Source organism: Gloeocapsa sp. DLM2.Bin57 (genome assembly GCA_007693955.1).
Taxonomy (GTDB): domain Bacteria; phylum Cyanobacteriota; class Cyanobacteriia; order Cyanobacteriales; family Gloeocapsaceae; genus Gloeocapsa.
The window spans coordinates 1-20,344 of record RECR01000059.1 but is presented as its reverse complement, the minus strand read 5'-3'; the positions used below and the strand labels follow the sequence as shown (position 1 = coordinate 20,344).

Genomic DNA, 20,344 nt, shown 5'->3' with positions numbered 1-20,344 from the left:
TAGTAATTAGTTTTATATGTAGGAATAATAGCACCTAATACCAGATCCTGTTCTGAAAACATACTTATTTATGAGGTAAGGCAAGAGGCAAGAGGCAACAGGTTTTCAAGCCATTTTTGCTAAATTTAAAAAAGGGTTTTTGAAAACCGGATTTAGTATAAAACCTAACCCCTAAAACCTAACTCATATTAAGATAGGGCGCTTATAATAAGCGCCTAGGTTCTAAAAACAGTAGCTATCAACTACAATAGCAGTACACAAGAGCATCATGTAGAGTATAGAGTATTTAAACAGAGAGCGAGCTAAATCCTTATCATCGGGAGATTGCTTAAGTAACCAAGCTTTATAGAGAAAAATGAGGGCTAAGACAATAGCGGTTAGGGTATAAACAATCCCAACAGCATGGAGAGGATAAACCAAAATAAAGCTGGAGATTACCGCTAACCAAGTATAGAGCCAAATCTGGTTGACTGTTAAAGCTGCTCCTTTAATCACTGGTAGCATAGGTATTTCTACTTGGGCATAGTCATCGCGAATCATCAAAGCTAGAGACCAAAAATGAGGGGGAGTCCACAGGAAAATCATCACAAATAAAGTCCAAGCAGCTAGACTTAATTCTCCTGTAACCGCAGCCCAACCGACTAAAGGAGGGATTGCACCAGCTGCACCACCAATCACGATATTTTGGGTGCTATGACGTTTGAGCATATGGGTATAAATCAACAGATAGAAGACTATACCTGACATTGCTAACCAAGCGCTTAAGAGGTTGATCAAGAAAGCAAATAGACAAAAAGAAGCAATACCTAGGATAATAGCAAAAAAGAGAGCGTGACGGGGCTGTACTCTTCCCGAAGGAATGGGGCGAGCACGAGTCCGCAACATTTGATAATCGATATCTTGGTCATAGATACAATTAAAGGTTTGGGCGCTAGCTGCCGCGAGAGTTCCCCCCAATAGAGTAATACATACTTGTAAGGGGTTAACTTCTCCTTTGCCTGCTAACCACATTGAAGCTGCTGTAGTAATCAGGAGTAGGGGAATAATTCTCGGTTTAGTTAAGAGATAGTAACTTTTGATTACTTGTAGAAAGTTCTCGTTACGAGGAGATAAGGTAGTACCAATCATTATTTATACCAATTGTGTGATTTTTTTGTTATTTTGGGCTTTATCTCGGATAGCTAAGACAGTAAATGCCACTAAGCTACCTAAAAGAGTTGCTCCTACGGTTTGATGAGCTACAGTGAGTGGCTCAACCTGAAGATGTAAACGAAAAGTAGCCATACCCAAGACTATTTGGAAGATAACTAGACTACTAGCTAGATTCGCTAGTTGACGCAACAGGGGATGTAATCCGGGAGTTTGCCAAGCTTTGAAGGTTAAAATCAAAGTCAATAGAGTCGGAGGAATAATCCCCAAGATATGACTATTCATGACGAAACAGAGTTGAGAATTACCGAGACATTGATGTAAAGCCCAACGAGAGGCGACTAGAGCTCCTAGTAAACTCTGTAGATACACGAAAATAGCCGCGGTTGCGCTCAACCAAGGTAGATTATGGGCTGCATTTGTTCCCTGATAGGGGGTTAGCAAGATTGCCATAGTCAGAAGGGTACAGAAAAATAATAATGCTGTAGCTAAATGTGCGGTAACTATGTCAAAACGAAGTAATTCTGTCACGGTTAAACCCCCAAGGATACCTTGAAAGACGATGAGGAGAAATGCTGCTGTTGCTCCTATTGGTAACCAAGAGGGTAATTGTTGACGATACCACCAAGCCAAACCCATCAGAGCGATCGCCAGAACTCCGATTAAACTAGCGTCAAGACGATGAAACCATTCTAGGAACACTTGCAAATTCATTTGTGCTGTAGGTACTAGTTGACCATAGCACAAGGGCCAATCAGGACAAGCTAAACCCGCGTTCATTACTCGTGTGGCGCTACCAATCGCCATCAGTAACAAAGTAGCGATCGTCATCTTCCAAAGGAGGAGACGCAGCCATTTTTCTACTGTGGGTGCTTCTGTTTTAGCCAATATCTTAGTTTTTATTGCTGATTCTGTCATGACATTTTACATTATTACTATTTTTTATTGCCTATCGTCTCAATGTAAAAAATTTTTTTGATTGATGTGTATATTTTTAAGGAAAATTTAATTAATTTTTAATTTTTCGTAATTATAAAGAAAAGCTTAAAATTTCTGAAAATATCACTTACAGCACATTTTTTCCCAAAATTTTCTCTAATCTATTTAACTGGTAAAAACTAATCAACTCAGGGCAGAAATGCTTGACAATTTAAGCTCAAAAATATATTTTTGCCTTAAAATTGAAAAAGTACAAGCTCTGTTCGGAAAAACTGTGAATATTCCTAGTAACATTATCACTCTAGTAGCTGGTATCATCGTAACGATGATTAGTATCTGGTATGGACAAAATCATGGTTTAATGCCAGTAGCTGCTTCTGAAGAAGCAATACAAGTAGATGGTCTTTTTAACCTGATGGTGACTATCGCTTGCGGTTTATTTTTGATTGTGCAAGGAACTTTAGTTTTTTGTCTAATCAAGTTCCGCAGAAAACAAGGAGACACCACAGATGGACCACCTATAGAGGGGAATATACCCCTAGAAATAGTCTGGACTGCGATTCCCACTATTATCGTATTTATCCTATCTATCTATAGCTTTGAAGTCTATAACAACATGGGAGGACTCGATCCCATGGCGTCCATGGCTTCTCATCACTCCCCATCTCAACATCAACATCATCAACCCATGTTGGCGATGGCAAATCAATCCCAGATTAGCTTAGGAATTGGGGATAGTCCTGATGAAAATAGTAATTCTCCTGTTTACGTAGATGTCAATGGGATTCAATACGCCTGGATTTTTAACTATGCAGATTCAGGAATAATTAGTGGTGAGTTGCGCGTACCTGTGGAACACCCTGTACATCTGAATCTCAGAGCAGGAGACGTAATCCACGCTTTCTGGTTGCCAGAATTTCGCCTTAAACAAGATACGATACCAGGACAAGATGCAACCTTGGTCTTTACACCTACTCGCATCGGTGACTATCCTATTATCTGTGCTGAACTCTGTGGGGCTTATCATGGAGGGATGAAAAGTCGGTTATACGTGATGTCAGAAACCGACTATCAAGAATGGTTACAAGAGAATATCATTGCTCAAACCCAAGAGGGAGTTAATACCGTCGCTGTCAATACCTCTGAAATGTCAGATGGTGAATATTTAACACCCTACGCTCAAGAAATGGGCGTAAATCAAGAAATTATCGCTCAATTAAGACAAATACAGTAATTAATTCCATGACTGCAGCAATTAGCGCCACTAAACAACGTAAGTGGCAAGATTACTTTACTTTTTGTACTGACCACAAAGTTATTGGTATTCAATACTTGGTGTCTTCGTTTTTCTTTTACTTTATCGGTGGTATCTTCGCTGAGATTATGCGCACCGAATTAGCTACCCCAGAACCAGATCTAGTTAGTCCTGAGTTATATAATCAGTTACTAACACTCCATGGAACGATCATGATTTTTCTCTGGATTGTTCCTGCAGCGGCGGGATTTGCTAACTATCTGATCCCTCTAATGGTGGGGGCTGAAGATATGGCGTTTCCTCGCTTAAATGCTTTAGCTTTCTGGATTAATCCACCCGCAGGAGTACTATTATTGAGTAGTTTTTTTGTGGGTGCTCCTCAATCGGGTTGGACTTCTTATCCTCCTCTGAGTTTACTCAGTGGTAAATGGGGGGAAGAATTCTGGATTCTCAGTATCCTGTTGATCGGCACTTCTTCCATTTTAGGGGCGATTAATTTTATCACCACCATTCTGAAAATGCGGATTCCTGATATGGATATCCACAGTATGCCTCTATTTTGCTGGGCTATGCTCGCTTCTTCGGCTTTAGCTTTACTTTCTACCCCAGTTTTGGCGGCTGCACTAGTTTTGTTGTCCTTTGATTTGATTATTGGGACTAATTTCTTCAACCCCGCAGGTGGAGGAAATCCGATTGTCTATCAACATTTGTTCTGGTTTTACTCTCATCCCGCGGTATATATCATGATTTTACCGTTTTTTGGGATTATCTCAGAGGTGTTACCTGTACACTCCCGTAAGCCTATTTTTGGTTATCGGGCGATCGCTTATTCTAGTTTAGCGATTAGCTTTTTGGGGTTAATCGTCTGGGCACACCATATGTTTACTAGTGGTACTCCTGGTTGGTTGCGGATGTTTTTTATGGCAACTACTATGTTGATTGCTGTACCTACGGGTATTAAAATCTTCAGTTGGTGTGCGACTTTGTGGGGAGGTAAGTTAAATCTCAATACTTCTTTATTATTCGGGATTGGCTTTGTCTCTTCTTTCTTGATTGGTGGTTTAAGCGGTGTCATGATCGCTTCTGTACCTTTTGATATCCACGTTCATGATACCTATTTTATCGTGGCTCATTTTCACTACGTCTTGTTTGGTGGTAGTGTTTTGGGTTTATACGCGGGTGTGTATCACTGGTTTCCCAAAATGACTGGACGCATGGTCAATGAAACTCTTGGGAGAATCCATTTTGTGATGAGTTTTATTGGTTTGAATGTTACTTTCTTACCTATGCACGAATTGGGTTTAATGGGGATGAATCGTCGTATTGCTCTCTATGATCTAGAGTTTCAACCTTTGAATCTGATTTCTACCATTGGTTCTTACATTTTGGCTACTTCTACGATTCCTTTTATCATTAATGTGATTTGGAGTCTGAATAAGGGTACACAGGCTGAACGCAATCCTTGGCGGAGTTTGACTCTAGAATGGCAAACTTCCTCACCTCCTGCTATTGAAAACTTTAGCGAACCTCCCGTGTTGTGGTCAGGTCCTTATGAATACGGTATCGATTCTGAATCTATAGAGTCAGAGTCGGTGCAAGATTTACTAACAGAAGTCGCTTCAGAGGGTTAAGACAATCATGCAAATTTCAACTGATATCACTAGTTCTTCTGTGTCTGCTGAACAAGAACACCATGGACATCCTGATTTTCGTATCTTTGGGGTGGTTTTATTCCTAATCGCTGAGGGAATGATTTTTCTGGGTCTATTTTCGGCTTTTTTAATCTATCGCAGTATGATACCCGTTTGGCCCCCTGAAGGGACTCCTGAGTTAGAAACTCTCTTACCTGGAATTAATAGTATCATCCTAATCTCTAGTAGTTTTGTGATGCACCAAGGACAAGCAGCGATTAAGAAAAATGATGTTGCTGGTTTGCGTCTCTGGTTCGGTATAACTGCTTTAATGGGTGCTATCTTTCTCGCAGGACAGTTATACGAGTATTTCCATCTAGAGTTTGGTTTGACTACTAATCTGTTTGCGAGCAGTTTTTATGTACTTACGGGATTTCATGGTCTCCACGTTACGGTAGGGTTATTGTTAATCCTCTGTGTCTTGTGGCGATCGCAACGCCCTAACCACTATTCTAGTCAGAGTCATTTTGGCGTAGAAGCTGCAGAATTATACTGGCACTTCGTTGATGTTGTTTGGGTAATTCTGTTTATTCTGGTCTATTTACTTTAAACCAATTCCAATAGTCTTTTTAAGGAGGGGGGAACAAGAAAAAGTTTCCCCCTAACCTTTTAAGTCTAGTCTAGTAAATTAAGATTAGGCGAAATAACCCCATAATCGCGATCGCCCTTAGTGATTTTTTGAATTTCTTGTTTAATCTGTTCTAAATCGATATAGCGATCGGCGACATTAATCAAACAATCACTAGTCATGGAACGTAAACTAACTACTTCTACTCTAGCACCACGATAACTTACGGCGTCAACTGCATAGGCTAAATCACCATCTCCACTTACTAAAACCGCTGTATCATAAGTTCCTACTAAAGCCATCATATCAACGGCTATTTCTACGTCTAGGTTAGCTTTTTTTGAACCATCGGGTAATTGGACTAAGTCTTTAGATATAACACGATAACCATTGCGTCGCATCCACAATAAAAAACCTTGTTGTTTTTCGTTAGTGGGATCTACTCCTGTATAAAAGAAAGAACGCAGTAATTTAGAACTAGCGGTTAAACAGTGTAGCAATTTACTATAATCTATTTCTACACCAAGTTGTAAAGCTGCATAAAATAAATTAGAACCATCGATAAAGATAGCTACCCTACCGCGATTTTCTAACACCTGTTTAGGGGAGAAAATCGGGTCACTTTCAAAGTTATCCCACATTTTATTATTCCTCTTTTATTAAAAAAATTAAGTTGTTTTGTTTGATTAATTAGGGATTTCAATTCGGGCAAAAATAGGTTTAGGTTTACTCAAATTGTTGTTAACCTTAAGAGTTCCCCATCGGCTATGTTGTTCATAATTAGTAGATTGGTTTATTAAATTTTTGTCATTAAAGTCAATCAAAAAGCCAAGTTGTTGATAAATTGCGTTAGAAAGATTAGGGATAATTGGAGATAGTAAATAAGCGGCTAAGCGAATTGATTCTAAAACGCTATATAAGACTATTTCAACCTCTCGTTGTTCTCCCTGTTTATATAGTTGCCAAGGTGCGGTCTCGTCGATATATTTATTACTAGCACGAATTAGACTAAAAATCTGTTCACAACCTTGGTTAAAATTGAGAATTTCGTACTGTGTAAACACGGATTTACTTAAATCTAGCCCTAGTTGTTTTAACGGATTATTGTCTAAGATATCTTCACCTGTTACAGAGAGTTGTTTTTGCTGACAATATTTATTAAACATTCCTAGGGTTCGATTAAGTAAATTCCCTAAGTCGTTAGCTAAATCAGCGTTGACTATGTTAATAAAACGGGTTTCATTAAAATCCCCATCTTTTCCTAATTCTATCTCTTTTAGGAAATAAAAGCGTACTGCGTCTGACCCATAACGTTCTACTAAATCAAAAGGATCAAGAGTATTTCCCAAACTTTTGCCCATTTTTTGTCCATCTTTGGTTAAAAAACCGTGACCAAAGACTTTACCAGGAAGGGGTAAACCAGCAGAAAGTAACATCGCGGGCCAATAAATAGCGTGAAAACGCAAAATATCTTTACCAATTAGATGCAAATTAATGGGCCACCAAGAAGCTAAAGCGTTATCTAGGGTTGGTTCATCTTCGGGATTGAGTAAAGCCGTGACATATCCTAATAAAGCGTCAAACCAAACGTAGATAGTCTGTTGAGGATCTGTAGGTACAGGGAATCCCCACTCTAAATTTAAACGAGATATAGAAAAGTCTTGTAAACCTTGCTTAACAAAACTTAACACTTCGTTACGTCTGCTAACGGGTTGAATAAAATCGGGATGTTCTTGATAAAAATCTGCTAATTTTTGTTGATATTTGGAGAGTCGAAAAAAATAATTTTGCTCATCTCGCCATTCTGCTTGTTTATTGGTATGAATAGGACAATAATGACCTTCTAATAATTCTCGTTCTTCCTTGAACTCTTCACAAGCCACACAATACCAACCTTGTTGTTGATCCTGATAGATATCTCCTTGATCCCAAACTCTTTGGAAAAATTCCGTTACAATTTGATGGTGGGCTTGGGCTGTGGTGCGACTAAAGCGATCGTATTGTATATTTAACTTTGACCAAAGTTCTGTAAAACTAGCGATAATCTGGTCACAATGTTCTTGGGGGGGTATTCCTCTCTCTGCTGCTGTGCGTTGGATTTTTTGACCATGTTCATCTGTTCCTGTGATTAAGAGTACTTTTTTGCCTCTAAGACGTTGATAACGAGCCACAGCATCTGCTACTATAGTAGTATAAGCACTACCAATGTGGGGAACGTCGTTAACATAGTATAAAGGAGTGGTTAAAGCAAATTTCTGCATTGTAAGTTATTTTAAATTTTGACAATATTTATTGATTATCTCTCAAAAAGGTCTTTGTGATGTTCAACCCTAGCCCTGCGCTACCTTTGTCAGCATTAATTTTAGATAGTTTTCAGGTGAAAATGTTTGTTGAGCATCAAAACCGCATACCCCAAAACACTACTACTCTAGTCGTTAGTAATCATCGTAGCTTCATGGATGCTTTAATTTTAATGCAAGCTTTACAAAAGCCTCTACGCATTGCCTGTCACTATTATATGGGTCAAGTCCCCATTCTAAAAGAATTGGTATCTTCTTTGGGTTGTTTTCCTCTGGCTAAACCTAATCAACGCGGTAGAAGGTTTTTAAAACAGGGTAGTCAATTCTTAGAAAATCGTCAATGGTTGGGGATTTTTCCCGAAGGTGGTCAACCTATGGTTAAATTAAGTTCTCCTCGTCAGGTAGGAAAGTTTGAACCAGGTTTCGCTCATTTGGCTTTTACCGCGAAGGTTGAGGATTTAATGATTTTACCAGTGGCGATCGCTTCTAGTCAAGAAAGGGTTCAATGGTCTTTTCCTGTACAACTTCTGCAGCTATTTGATGCTGATGAACCTCTCTTTATCGGTTCTCATTGGCATCCTGTGGTGATGTATGAACGTGTTCAGATTATCATTGGTCGTCCCTATTGGATTACTCCAGGATTGCGCTCTACCTATCAAGGACGCGATCGCAAGGTTTTAGCTAATCATCTCTGTGATTATTGTCGTCAAGAAATTATGAGTCTGTTGTAAAGAAAATATGAAAAGTATTCAGTTAAAAACCTATATTGCCTCAGATGGTATCTTACAGGTACAAATGCCCCCTGAGGTTAAAGATTTAGAGTTAGAAGTGTTAGTGGTTGTTAGAGTCTATCTCTAGTGTTTCTACTTCCTCAGCTCTCTTATCTAATCTGGGTTGAAGATATTCCCGTATAATATATTTCAATAATTAATATGCCATAATGAGTAAAGGTTTTCATTTTTTCTCTCCTGTTATTGATCGACCTGATTTACCTTTATTATTTTTTTTACCTGGTATGGATGGTACCGGTAAATTATTACGTAAACAGGTAAAAGAATTGCAAAGGTTTTTTAATCTTCGTTGTCTTTCTATTCCTCATAACGATCGCAGTGATTGGGAAACTATGACTAAGACTGTGATTAATCTCATAGAAATCGAATCTCAAAAGCTTAATTATCCTGATATCTATCTCTGTGGGGAATCTTTTGGCGGTTGTTTAGCTTTATTAGTAGGTGTCACTATCCCTAATCTCCTTAAACGATTGATTCTGGTTAATTCTGCTTCTAGTTTCCCTAAATGTCCTTGGTTGAGTTGGGGAATCCCTCTAACTCCTTTGATTCCTTCTTTTGTCTCTGCTTATTCTAATTTGGCTTTTCTACCTTGGTTAGCTTCTGTAGATAGAATTGCTCATAGCGATCGCCAAGCTTTGTTAGCCGCGATCCAAAGTATTCCTGGAGATATCGTCAGTTGGCGTTTATCTCTGTTACGTGATTTTGCTCTTTTACCCCAACAGTTAAACTCTTGCACTACTTCTGTTTTACTGATTGCTGCTGCTCGCGATCGCCTTTTACCTTCTGTACAAGAATCTTTCTATCTCAAAACCCAATTCCCCAATGCTCAATTACGCATACTTCCCAACAGTGGTCACGCTTGTTTATTGGAACAATCAGTTAACTTAGCCCAATTACTAATGAAGGGGAATAGGGAATAGGGAATAGAGAATATATTATATAGAAATAATAACACCTAACACCTAAAACCGTTCCACCTACTTATTTAACTAACTGATTTTCTAGGGCAAAACGCACTAATTCAGTACGATTATTGGTCTCACTTTTTCTAAATAAACTGCTGACATACTTTTCTATTGTCCGAGGACTTAAATGTAATTTTTTGGCTATATCTATATTAGATAATCCCAAAGTTAACAAATTTAAGACCTCTTCTTCTCTTGGGGTTAAGGCTAAATTACTTTCTAGTTTTTTTACAGGTTTGTCACCTGGTTTATCGAAAGATTCTTTTTTTTCAAATTGCCATTCTGCCTGCACTATTTGTGTCCTTTCTAAAAGATTGCGCACTACTGCTTCTAGTTCTTCTAGTTCAAAGGGTTTAGGTAAATAAACATCACAACCTACTTTATAGCCATGTATTCTTTCTTGTGTACTATTGCGTTCTGTGAGAAAGATAACGGGAAGTAAGCGATATTCTGGACGTTGACGCACTTGTTTTACTAACTCATAACCATCTTTTCCTGGCATTTTGATGTCAGATATTAACAAGTGAGGATGATAGGTTTTTAACATCAACAGGGCTTCTTGGACGTTTTTAGCACTAATTACCGAATAACCAGCTAATTCTAGATAATCGCTGATTGCTAAACGTATTCCTGGTTCATCATCGACAATTAGGATGAGTAGTGCCATACTGAAGTTGAGTTTTGTTTAGGTTAAAGCTTGGAGTGTTCTAGCTAGTCTTGATTGTACTAGTTTTTGACTCGCTTTGTTTAATTCATAGGGGAAAGGTGGTTTGAGCGGTTGATAATCTTTAGCACAGGCTTGACCATGTCTTATAACCGCATTTACAAGTAAACAGTTTTCCGTGCTATTATTAATTGCGCCATGGGGTACACCTGGTGGAATAATCAAGACTTGGGGTTTATCTTCCGTTAGGTGTATATATTCGTATTGACGGTTAGAGAGGATTACTAAGGTTAAATTACCTTTTACTACTAATAATTGATCGGTTTGAAAATGATGCACGAATAAATCTTCTACAACCCCTGGACTAATATTGACTAACATGGTTTCGTCACTAGATTGAGGTGTATAAAAACGTGCTTTACCCGTTTCAAACGCTTCTAGAGAACGTATGGTAATTTTGTGTTTTAGTCCCATAATCCTTAATTTGATTGCATATTCTCATTATAACTAAACTCTTTGTAAAATAATGTAAAGATAATGACACAATGAAAATAAGATATGATATGAGAAGAAAAAGCTGGAAAGATTAACGATGAAAAAAACTCTATTATTAACGGTTATCTCGTTAAGTGTACCTATAGGGGTATTAGCTGAGAATTTAGCTGATCTGAGTCAATTATTATCAACTAAACAATGTCCTATGTGCGATTTGAGTGGCTCAGGGTTGGTGCTGAGTAATCTAGCAGGAGCTGATTTGCGCGGAGCTGATTTAAGTAATGCTAATCTGAGTCAAGCTAATTTGACTAATGCTAATCTCACTGGCGCAAATTTGACAGGAGCTTCTCTATACGGAGCTAATTTGACTAATGCTAATCTCACTGGCGCAAATCTACATGGTACTGATTTGAGGAAAGCCTATCTCCATAATTCTACTCTAGTGGATACTAATTTAACCACAGCTTACGTAGAAGGAGCAGTAGGAATACCAACTTATGCAGCTACTGTAGAACAATTTCAAAGTTGGGCGTTAGCTGAAACTCAAAAAGGTAATTATCAAAAGGCTATTGACCATTTTAACAGGGCTTTAAGTCTAGATCCTAATTTGCCTTCAGCTTATTTAGGGCGATCGCTAGCCCATTATTATTTAGGTAGAGAAACAGAAGCCAATCAAGACGCTTTAATAGCAGCTCAATTATATCAAGAACAAGAAAATACCCAAGGATATGAAGCAGCGATGCAGGTTATTCAAGGTATGGAAATGGCTCGCGCTTCAACCCAGCTTCAAGACCCTGGTCCTAATTATCTCAATTTATTTCAAGGAATTGCCGGGTTAGCTTTGCGCTTTTTAATTCCTTAAGTAGCAGTTATGCTAACATTGACCTAGTCTTAGGCTTGAGACTCTCTTAAAGCAAAGCAATAGAATTAAATGTCAAAGCAATCATGACTACTCCAATGACTCCACCTAAGTTTACAATTGGCTATTCTGATGATCATGAAGTCTCGATCATCACTTTACCTCCCCGTTTAAGTGCTGTAGAAGCGATCGCTTTTAAAACAACCTGTGATGAACTAATCAAACAGGAAGAATCCCTCAAAAAAATTATTCTAGATTGTGAACAAACTAAATTTATCGATAGTAGTGGTGTTGGCTCTTTGGTACACTTACTCAAAGGAACAATAGCTAAAAATATCGAACTGATTTTAACTAATGTAGGAACATCGGTACAAGGAGTACTAACTTTAACAGGTTTATCGGAAAGATTGATAATTCAACCTGCTACTTCAGTTGATCCTGCAAATAGTAATAACAATAATTCTAATCAGGATTTACCAGAAACTCACCCCTCAGTAAGATCTTGGATTAAAAGAGTTATAGATATAGTAGGTAGTTTAGTTGGCTTAGTTATTACAGGAATTTTACTTATACCGATAGCGATCGCTATTAAAATTGATAGTCCAGGTCCAATATTTTTTAAACAAATACGCTGTGGATGGTTAGGGAAAAAATTTTATATCTGGAAGTTTCGCTCAATGAAACAAGATGCGGAAAAATGTAAAGCAGAAGTTTTAGCTCTGAATAAGCTTAAAGATACTAAAATGTTTAAAAGCGAAGACGATCCCCGTATAACTAAAGTCGGTCGTTGGTTACGTAGGACTAGTTTAGACGAATTACCCCAATTTTGGAACGTTCTTAAAGGTGAAATGAGTTTAGTAGGAACAAGACCACCAACTCCCGATGAAGTAGAACAATACGAAGTCCCTGAATGGCAGCGTTTAAACGTTAAACCAGGAATGACCGGAGAATGGCAAGTAAAAGGAAGATCAACGATACGCACATTTGAAGAAGTGATTAAGTTAGACTTAGATTATCAGCATAACTGGAGTCTGATTTACGACCTTAAATTGATCATTGGTACAGTGTTGATTTTGTTTCGGAAAAATAGTGGCGCATACTAAAAAGAAGGACATTATCTTTAAGGGTAAAGAGCAGTTACAGAAACAATTCCGTCTTCAACAGAGGACGGATCTAACTGCCGCAACTACTGTACTACAATGGCTGGAGTTAACTCTGAAGCCATTGATACCAGAGAAGATCTACTGGCAATGTCAAGTAGCATTAATAGAAGCTTTTACTAATATTGTACGTCACGCCCATCAACATCTCCCCCCAAGTACCCCTATAGAAATGCAGATTAATCTGTATCAGAACTATTTGGAGATGTATATCTGGGATCACGGAGATCCCTTTGACTTATTTGAATACTTACAATCTATTAACCCTAAACAGTGTCAATCTCTGGATAAAGAGGAGGGAAGGGGATTATATCTAATTGACCAATTAATGGATGAGTTAGAACAAAAGCGGGTTACTCAGGAAAGGAATTGCTTAGTAATGCGTAAGTTACTAGATGTTTAATCCCAAAAAAGGGTAAGAGGATAACCTAAGTCTTGCAACATTTGTCTTAATAAGGGTAAACTCAAGCCAATGACATTACTATGACAACCTTCAAGGCGATCGACTAATAAACCTCCTTTACCCTCTAGAGCAAATGCTCCCGCACAATTGAGAGGCTCTCCGCTATCTACGTAAGCTTTAATAGTATCTAGGGCGATCGCTCCAAAATAAACCTGAGTTACGCCACAATGTAAGATTTGTTCTCCACCAGGAGCTATTAAACAATGACCAGTATATAGATTCCCCTGTTGACCAGTCATTTGTTGCCAACGGGCGATCGCCTCGGTTTTAGTCTCGGGTTTACCGTGGATTTCTCCACCTACTGATAATAAAGAATCACAACCTAAAACTAGAGCATCGGTAAATTGTTTGGCGACGATTTCAGCTTTACATTGAGCCAAAGTATTGACTAACTCCACAGGATCGTCATGATTAATGGTGGATTCGTCAAAACCACTTTTAGAGATGATAGGATCAATACCAACGCTTTGTAATAAACGTTTACGAGCAACAGAAGCAGAAGCTAAGACAAAATTAGGAGGTTTCATAGTACAATGGGACTAATCATTTTATTTATTGTCATTCTCAGTCTCAACTGGATATCTAACCTATTTGTTATTTTTATTCCGATTAACCTCCTAGACTTGATTGGTCAAGCTTTTTGGATTACTGTAGGTATATTGATACTTATGTTTGTGGTTTGGTGTTTTGACAATTAGCGCTATAAAATACCCACAAAATGCAAAGGACCATGACCACTAATTAACTCAATCAATAAAGCAATAAACCCAATCATTGCTAAACGACCATTCCAAACCTCAGCGGTGGTAGTCAATCCCCATTGCCAACGCTCTTGGGGGTACATTTTCATATTTTTAGTAGGCCTAATAACTTCTCTAAAAGTACAAGCATCTTTATTTAAAGCTTCGGTCACCAAACTAGCTAAGGCATTAATAAACTGAGCATCAGTATTTAAAGCAGGAACTCTAGCAAAATTATCTATACCCGCTTCTTCGGCGATTTCACGATATTCTAGATCAATTTCTTGTAAAGTTTCTATATGCTCAGACACAAAACTAATGGGAACAACTACTAAGTCTTTAATTCCTTGAGCCCCCAATTCTTGTAGAGCATCTTCTGTATATGGTTTAAGCCATTCTACTGGACCTACTCGACTCTGATAAGCTAAAGTATAGGGGTTAGAGCGATTGAGGGTTTTCATAATTAAACGAGTGCATTCTTCAATTTCCCTTTGATAGGGGTCACCTGCTTCCTCTACATAACTTTGGGGAACACCGTGAGCACTAAAGAAAACATGAACTTGTTCAGGATTGCTAAACTGATCTAATTCGGTAGCGATTAAATCAGCCATAGCTTGTAAATAGCCTGGGTGATCATACCAAGAGGGAATTAAGGTATATTCTAGATTGCCTAAACTAGGATCTTCTAACCACATTTCCTCAAGGACTCGAAAACTTGAGCCACTAGTACTGATGGAAAACTGCGGATACAATGGCAATATGACTAGATTAGTAATTTGGTCACTTTTAATTTTAGCGATCGCTTCTTCTGTATAGGGGTGCCAATAGCGCATACCCACATAGACTCTTACATCTTGACCTTGATTAGCCAAAACTTCTGCTAAAGCTGTTCCTTGAGCTTCAGTTATACGACGTAAGGGCGACCCTCCCCCGATTTCTAGGTAATTTTTTTGAGATTTTTTAGCTCTTAAAGTCGAAATCAACCAAGCTAGTGGTTTTTGCAACCAAGGAAAGGGTAAACGAATGATTTCTGGATCAGCAAAGAGATTATATAAAAAGGGGCGAACATCTTCTATTTGTTCAGGACCACCTAAGTTCAATAAGAGAACCCCAACACGGCTCATAATTTTAATAGTTTACTAAATTTATATTCTTTACCTAGTTTAACAATATTTTTGTTGTTAAGTTAATAATATCTATTTTTTTCAGGAGTTACTCATTGGCTACAATTTTGAGACGTTGGAGTTATCAATATCCGCCTCTATATGACGGTATCTCCCGTTTAGCAACTTTACCCCTTGGGGGTGAGAGACGGTTTCGCAGTTTAGCCTTACAAGGGTTATCACTAACACCGTCAACTCAAATTTTAGATTTATGTTGTGGTTCTGGACAAACTACAGCTATTTTAGCAGATTTTTCAGATCATGTAACTGGGTTAGATATCTCACCTGTAGCTTTAGAGAGAGCTAAAAGGAGAGTTCCTCAAGCTAACTATGTAGAAGGGTTAGCACAAAGTCTCCCTATTGCTGATGAGCAATTTGACTTAGTACATACTAGTGTAGCTCTTCATGAAATGACCCCTACAGAGTTAAAATTGATCTTTAGAGAAGTAGTGCGAGTTTTAAAACCTGGGGGAATTTTTACCTTTATCGACATACATCGTCCTGATAATTGGTTATTTTTTCCTCCTCTGGCTGTCTTTTGTTGGTTATTTGAAACGGAAACAGCGTGGATGTTATTAAATAGCGATTTAACTGTTAAGTTGGAATCTGCAGGTTTACAGGTTTTACGCGAACAATTTTATCTTGGTGGTAGTTTACAAGTGATTCAAAGTCAAAAAAATGGTTAATAGAAAGCTTTTTCGAGCTGATTTAGTTTTAAATGATAATATTATGGCTCTCAATCCCGAAATTTTAGCTAAATATCAGCTTAAGGGATTAATTTTAGACGTAGATGACACCTTAGTACCTTTTAACAGTGCACATATTGCTCCAGAAGTTATCACCTGGATAGAAACCATTAAAGAAAAAGCGGTTATCTATTTAGTTAGTAATAATCTGAGTCATAATCGTATTAAAAATATTGCTCAAACATTACAATTGCCTTATATTTTTGGCGCTCGTAAACCTTCCCGTCGTAAGCTTAAACAAGCTTTAAATATCATGCAGTTAAAACCTGAAGAAGTAGCTATGGTGGGAGATAATATCCTAACTGATGTTTTAGCGGGTAACCGTCTCGGTATGGTTACTATTTTAGTACAACCTGTTATTTATCACGATAGTCCAGCTAATCTCCTTGGCTTAGAAAAGCTGAAAGTTTTGTTTTTACATTTATTGGGGGTTGATGAACCAATCTCGCAACAAAACTTAACAAAACAAGATAAATCCTCATAAATCTAAATATTAAGAAAACATTACGAAATGAATTTATCTAAAAAAGTCATGCAATGATGATAATATAAATAATAATGAGGTCAGCTTAATAAAGACCTTAAACATAGTAAACTAATATAGACCGAGCGTTAGCCTTCTAGCGCTCTTTGTTTTTTTGAGAAAAAAGTAGTAAACATCAATGAGTCAGCCCCAAACTCTGGTAGTTAAAATTGGGACATCCAGTTTAAGTGACGTCAATACAGGTAAATTAGCCCTATCTACAATTGCCAATCTCGTAGAAAATCTCACCTCTTTACGTAATCAAGGACATCGAGTGGTTTTGGTATCTTCTGGAGCAGTAGGGATTGGCTGTAGTCGATTAAATATTAAAAGCAGACCTCGTAAAATAGCCCAAAAACAAGCAGTAGCAGCTGTTGGACAAGGACGTCTTATTCGTGTTTACGACGATTTGTTTAACAGTCTTGACCAACCTATTGCTCAAATCCTTCTGACTCGTCGTGATATCGTTAATCGCAATTCTTATGTAAATATTTTTAATACTTTTACGGAATTATTGGAACTCGGAGTCATACCTATAGTTAATGAAAATGATACCGTAGCCATTGAAGAGTTAAAATTTGGTGATAATGATACTCTCTCTGCTTTAGTAGCTAGTTTAATTAATGCAGACTGGTTATTTATCTTAACGGATGTAGATAGGTTATATTCAGCAGATCCGCGGGTTTTTCCCGGTGCTCAACCTATTATTCTAGTTAATAATCAAGATTTAGCCCAATTAGATGTAGATGCAGATAATAAAGGCTCTCAATGGGGTACAGGTGGGATGGCGACTAAACTTAGTGCAGCCCGTATAGCTACTAGTGCAGGGGTAAGAACGGTTATTACTCAGGGAAAATATCCTGAAAATATCTTAAAAATTCTTAATGGTGAAATGCTCGGTACTCAATTTGAACCTGCTAATTCCAGTGAAAATGCTCGTAAACGTTGGATAGCTAATGTGTTAATTCCGGCGGGCAAATTGTACCTCGATGAGGGAGCAGTACAAGCTATCACCAAGGGGGGAAAATCTCTGTTACCTGCGGGAATAACCGCAGTAGATGGTAATTTCTCAGGCAATGATGTAGTACGACTTTGTGACCAGACAGGAGCAGAAATAGCTAGAGGAATTGTTAATTATAGTAGTACTGAAATCCAACAAATCAAAGGACAAAAGTCCACACAAATTTCTTTACTTTTGGGTTATCTAGGTCCAGAAACTATTGTACATCGAGATAATCTAGTTGTAAAAGATTAAGATTTATTAAGAAAAGTTGGGGAAGAAAAATGATATGATGTTTATACATCTGTGCGTTTATATTCATAAAAGGTTAAATTATGGTGCGATGGTCTTTAGTGGTGTCTGAAGAAATAGATCGTGATGTGAGATCTTATTTAGGGGCGATTGGTGCTAAAAAAGGTGGACTATCCCATTTAGTCGAAGAAGCAGTACGTCGTTACCTAGTTGAGGAGAGCGCAACTACTAGACAACCAAATAATGGGGAATATTCCGAACAAGAAATTATGGATTTAATTGATGAGGCAGCAAGAGAAACTCTTGCCGCTCAAAAAAATAATTAATTGAGGTTAATCTTGATTCCAGCTATCGGGATAGTTACGGTGAATTTGTTCCGCTTCAGGACAGTCATCAGCGACATACAAATCAGAATTTAACTTGGATACAGATGCTAATTTTTGGGTTATAGAACCGATACTTTCGATACGGAACATTTCTTCCCAAGAACTAATTTCTTCGTCGTCTTCGGTTTCATAACGAATAGCCACTAAATCCCCTTCTAGAGAAATAATTTGAGCGTTTTCTATCCAACGCTGCTGATCCCGCAAGAAGATACTAACTTCGCGACCATCAGTACAGAATTGGTAAATCTTGCGGTGTAACATATCATTCTCCTACTATTTATTTTAAATTGTTTGATCTTAATCAACATTTGCTTGATCTGGCTATCTTGCCATACATCTTATTAGGTTTTTGCTAAGATTTGACTGTTTCTTTTAAGAGACCCAATATATACTTACTGACTAAAAATGGTTGTTCTAACATACCTAAATGACCACAATCAGGAATAGTTAAGACATTATTAGCATTAGCTTGAAATAATTGATGAAAACTAGCTAAATGTTGTACATATTTAAGTTCCATAATTTTATCTTCTGTTCCTGCTAAAAAGTAAACAGGTTGACTGAGACTAGCTACAACCTGTGGTAGAAGATGTACTTCTTGTTCTGTGGTACTATCCATTAAAGTAGCTAGGGCTGCTTGTTCATTGGCTTTAAGAAAATCCAATAAACGTTGACGTCCCCAATAACGAGACAAAGGACGAGCCACCATAGCTCTAGCAAATAATAAATCCAGCAAAGGTAGATAAGCTAACCAGGGTGGACGTCGTTTAACTAGTTTTGCTCCTGCGTTGCGAAAACGTTCAAACTCTTCTTTAAGGTAAATACCTCCTCCTGAGTTTAAACAAATTACTCCTTTTACTCGGTCAGGACAAGATTTAGCACCCCAAATAGCAATACTACCACCGAGAGAATGACCAATTAACCAGGCTTGTTCGATGTTTAATTTAGTTAAAAGCACTGAAATGTCTTGAGCATAGGATTGGAGGGTATAGGTTAGTGGTTTTTGAATGTCATCAATTTGAGAATCACCAAACCCTCTTAAATCATAACGCAAACAAGGATATTGAGGCGATAAAAGTTCGATCAGAGGTTGCCAGTAAGTCTTACTCAACAGCCAACCATGAATAAAAACCAGAACAGGTGCATCAGTTTGAGAGTCTTCTTTGGTAAAGTCGTAAACATGGGGAAACCCCAATATATCAATCTTCGCCATTTGGTCGCTAATTTACGCTTTTATTTCATTGTAACAAAATATTAGCTAGTTTAACTTGAAAGAAAAAACATTCAATCTGAGACTAGATTGTGCTAAATTTTGTATAGGTGAGTTGAGTTCTCAATCTTTAATTTTCTAGGGTAAAGTAAATGTTTCATGGGCTTTTGGAAAAGATTTTTTAATGATCAGGATCAGATGGTGACCTCAAATCAGACCCAATTCGAGGATGATAAGTTCGCAACTGAGGATGTTATTGGTCAATCTCGGATTATTTTTAGTACTGAACGTGATATTGATCTTTATGAACTTGAGGAACTCTGCGATCTAGTAGGGTGGGCACGTCGTCCTCTGCGTAAAGTTAAAAAAGCACTACAATATAGCTTTTTAGTCGTTTCAATGTGGGAAATTAATGGCAAAAGAAGACGTTTGATTGGTTTTGCTCGTGCTACTTCCGATCATGCTTTTAATGCCACTGTCTGGGATGTAGTAGTCCATCCTGATTTCCAAAAGCAAGGTTTAGGTAAAGCGATGATGAAATATATGGTTAAAAATCTGCGTAGTCAGGATATCAGCAATATTACTTTGTTTGCTGACCCGGGCGTGATAGATTTTTATCGTCGTTTAGGATTTATTCTTGACCCAGAAGGTATTAAAGGGATGTTTTGGTATCCTAATTAAGATTTTCTTGTCAAAAAACAAAATTTAGTGTATAGTAGATAAGGTTAATTCGGGATGTAGCGCAGCTTGGTAGCGCGCCTGCTTTGGGAGCAGGATGCCGCAGGTTCAAATCCTGTCATCCCGATTTTTTTATAGGCTAGAGTCCTCACCCCTAAAGAGTTTCGGGGATTTGCCCTAACTCTATCCTGCTCCAAAGCAAGCGCGGGTTTCCTGTAATCAGAGCTAGAAACGTGACATACTCCTACACCGAATCAAAGATTATGGTGTAGGCTTCTTGTCTTTCACCTTCAGAGATGATTGACCGTTTTTGAGTGAGGCGATGCCCATCCCCACTTTTTTAATTA

23 protein-coding genes and 1 tRNA gene are annotated in these 20,344 nt (G+C 37.9%); 14 read left to right on the top strand and 10 right to left on the bottom strand.

Annotation, left to right across the window (positions count from 1 at the left end):
• Positions 1–222 precede the first annotated feature (222 nt).
• Positions 223–1,128 (bottom strand): protoheme IX farnesyltransferase, encoded by a 906-nt coding sequence (locus tag EA365_06215; GenBank protein ID TVQ46078.1) that lies wholly within the window; start codon positions 1,126–1,128, stop codon positions 223–225.
• A gap of 3 nt (positions 1,129–1,131) precedes the next feature.
• Positions 1,132–2,067: a heme A synthase gene (locus EA365_06210; protein TVQ46077.1), complete on the bottom strand. Its 936-nt coding sequence runs from the start codon at positions 2,065–2,067 to the stop codon at positions 1,132–1,134.
• Between the two features lie 295 nt (positions 2,068–2,362).
• On the opposite strand from EA365_06210, the gene EA365_06205 reads away from it, so the two are divergent.
• From EA365_06205 to EA365_06195, 3 genes are read left to right on the top strand one after another with little or no spacing between them, the layout of a single operon-like run.
• On the top strand, positions 2,363–3,322 hold the full coding sequence (locus EA365_06205) for a cytochrome c oxidase subunit II (protein ID TVQ46127.1): 960 nt from the start codon (positions 2,363–2,365) through the stop codon (positions 3,320–3,322).
• 8 nt (positions 3,323–3,330) lie between these two features.
• Positions 3,331–4,974: a cytochrome c oxidase subunit I gene (gene ctaD / locus EA365_06200; GenBank protein TVQ46076.1), complete on the top strand. Its 1,644-nt coding sequence runs from the start codon at positions 3,331–3,333 to the stop codon at positions 4,972–4,974.
• Between the two features lie 7 nt (positions 4,975–4,981).
• Positions 4,982–5,584: a heme-copper oxidase subunit III gene (locus EA365_06195; protein TVQ46075.1), complete on the top strand. Its 603-nt coding sequence runs from the start codon at positions 4,982–4,984 to the stop codon at positions 5,582–5,584.
• 65 nt (positions 5,585–5,649) lie between these two features.
• Here EA365_06195 and EA365_06190 read toward each other — a convergent pair whose 3' ends face one another.
• Positions 5,650–6,243, bottom strand: a complete 594-nt coding sequence (locus tag EA365_06190) for an NYN domain-containing protein (protein ID TVQ46074.1) — start codon at positions 6,241–6,243, stop codon at positions 5,650–5,652.
• A gap of 45 nt (positions 6,244–6,288) precedes the next feature.
• A complete protein-coding gene (locus EA365_06185; protein TVQ46073.1) occupies positions 6,289–7,863 on the bottom strand; it encodes a methionine--tRNA ligase in 1,575 nt (524 codons plus the stop codon).
• 59 nt (positions 7,864–7,922) lie between these two features.
• On the opposite strand from EA365_06185, the gene EA365_06180 reads away from it, so the two are divergent.
• Both EA365_06180 and EA365_06175 read left to right on the top strand, forming a co-directional pair.
• Positions 7,923–8,633, top strand: coding sequence for a 1-acyl-sn-glycerol-3-phosphate acyltransferase (locus tag EA365_06180; GenBank protein ID TVQ46072.1), 711 nt, complete (start codon positions 7,923–7,925; stop codon positions 8,631–8,633).
• Positions 8,634–8,842: 209 nt separating this feature from the next.
• Complete coding sequence (locus EA365_06175) at positions 8,843–9,613, top strand: alpha/beta hydrolase (protein ID TVQ46071.1); 771 nt, start codon at positions 8,843–8,845, stop codon at positions 9,611–9,613.
• Positions 9,614–9,674: 61 nt separating this feature from the next.
• Here the strand turns inward: EA365_06175 and EA365_06170 are convergent, their stop codons facing one another.
• Both EA365_06170 and EA365_06165 read right to left on the bottom strand, forming a co-directional pair.
• Entirely contained in the window at positions 9,675–10,325 is a 651-nt protein-coding gene (locus EA365_06170) for a DNA-binding response regulator (protein TVQ46070.1), read from the bottom strand.
• A gap of 18 nt (positions 10,326–10,343) precedes the next feature.
• Positions 10,344–10,796 (bottom strand): dTDP-4-dehydrorhamnose 3,5-epimerase, encoded by a 453-nt coding sequence (locus EA365_06165; protein TVQ46069.1) that lies wholly within the window; start codon positions 10,794–10,796, stop codon positions 10,344–10,346.
• 118 nt (positions 10,797–10,914) lie between these two features.
• Between EA365_06165 and EA365_06160 the strand changes: the two genes are divergently transcribed.
• The 3 genes from EA365_06160 to EA365_06150 all read left to right on the top strand — a co-directional run bounded on the left by EA365_06160 (position 10,915) and on the right by EA365_06150 (position 13,239).
• Positions 10,915–11,679 (top strand): tetratricopeptide repeat protein, encoded by a 765-nt coding sequence (locus EA365_06160; protein TVQ46068.1) that lies wholly within the window; start codon positions 10,915–10,917, stop codon positions 11,677–11,679.
• Positions 11,680–11,774: 95 nt separating this feature from the next.
• Entirely contained in the window at positions 11,775–12,779 is a 1,005-nt protein-coding gene (locus EA365_06155; GenBank protein ID TVQ46126.1) for an STAS domain-containing protein, read from the top strand.
• Positions 12,766–13,239, top strand: coding sequence for an anti-sigma regulatory factor (locus EA365_06150; protein ID TVQ46067.1), 474 nt, complete (start codon positions 12,766–12,768; stop codon positions 13,237–13,239). Before EA365_06155 ends, EA365_06150 begins: the two co-directional genes overlap by 14 nt.
• Here the strand turns inward: EA365_06150 and EA365_06145 are convergent.
• Together EA365_06145 and EA365_06140 are read right to left on the bottom strand one after the other, a co-directional pair.
• Positions 13,236–13,826, bottom strand: coding sequence for a septum formation inhibitor Maf (locus EA365_06145; protein ID TVQ46066.1), 591 nt, complete (start codon positions 13,824–13,826; stop codon positions 13,236–13,238). The genes EA365_06150 and EA365_06145 overlap by 4 nt on opposite strands.
• A 173-nt stretch (positions 13,827–13,999) precedes the next feature.
• Positions 14,000–15,163 carry a ferrochelatase gene (locus tag EA365_06140; GenBank protein ID TVQ46065.1) on the bottom strand — a complete coding sequence of 388 codons (1,164 nt, stop codon included), beginning with the start codon at positions 15,161–15,163 and terminating at the stop codon, positions 14,000–14,002.
• A 95-nt stretch (positions 15,164–15,258) separates the two neighbouring features.
• Between EA365_06140 and EA365_06135 the strand changes: the two genes are divergently transcribed.
• The 4 genes from EA365_06135 to EA365_06120 all read left to right on the top strand — a co-directional run bounded on the left by EA365_06135 (position 15,259) and on the right by EA365_06120 (position 18,049).
• Positions 15,259–15,888 (top strand): class I SAM-dependent methyltransferase, encoded by a 630-nt coding sequence (locus tag EA365_06135; GenBank protein ID TVQ46064.1) that lies wholly within the window; start codon positions 15,259–15,261, stop codon positions 15,886–15,888.
• Entirely contained in the window at positions 15,881–16,432 is a 552-nt protein-coding gene (locus EA365_06130; GenBank protein ID TVQ46063.1) for a YqeG family HAD IIIA-type phosphatase, read from the top strand. Before EA365_06135 ends, EA365_06130 begins: the two co-directional genes overlap by 8 nt.
• A gap of 178 nt (positions 16,433–16,610) precedes the next feature.
• Complete coding sequence (gene proB / locus EA365_06125; protein ID TVQ46062.1) at positions 16,611–17,726, top strand: glutamate 5-kinase; 1,116 nt, start codon at positions 16,611–16,613, stop codon at positions 17,724–17,726.
• Between the two features lie 80 nt (positions 17,727–17,806).
• Positions 17,807–18,049 (top strand): hypothetical protein, encoded by a 243-nt coding sequence (locus EA365_06120; protein TVQ46061.1) that lies wholly within the window; start codon positions 17,807–17,809, stop codon positions 18,047–18,049.
• A gap of 6 nt (positions 18,050–18,055) precedes the next feature.
• On the opposite strand, the gene EA365_06115 is transcribed toward EA365_06120, so the two are convergent.
• Together EA365_06115 and EA365_06110 are read right to left on the bottom strand one after the other, a co-directional pair.
• Positions 18,056–18,370: a hypothetical protein gene (locus EA365_06115; protein ID TVQ46060.1), complete on the bottom strand. Its 315-nt coding sequence runs from the start codon at positions 18,368–18,370 to the stop codon at positions 18,056–18,058.
• Positions 18,371–18,461: 91 nt separating this feature from the next.
• On the bottom strand, positions 18,462–19,322 hold the full coding sequence (locus EA365_06110; protein TVQ46059.1) for an alpha/beta hydrolase: 861 nt from the start codon (positions 19,320–19,322) through the stop codon (positions 18,462–18,464).
• A gap of 156 nt (positions 19,323–19,478) precedes the next feature.
• Between EA365_06110 and EA365_06105 the strand changes: the two genes are divergently transcribed.
• Both EA365_06105 and EA365_06100 read left to right on the top strand, forming a co-directional pair.
• The gene (locus EA365_06105; GenBank protein ID TVQ46058.1) at positions 19,479–20,000 is read left to right on the top strand and encodes an N-acetyltransferase; all 522 of its coding nucleotides are present in this window, start codon (positions 19,479–19,481) and stop codon (positions 19,998–20,000) included.
• A 50-nt stretch (positions 20,001–20,050) separates the two neighbouring features.
• Positions 20,051–20,124, top strand: a tRNA-Pro gene (locus EA365_06100).
• Positions 20,125–20,344 lie beyond the last annotated feature (220 nt).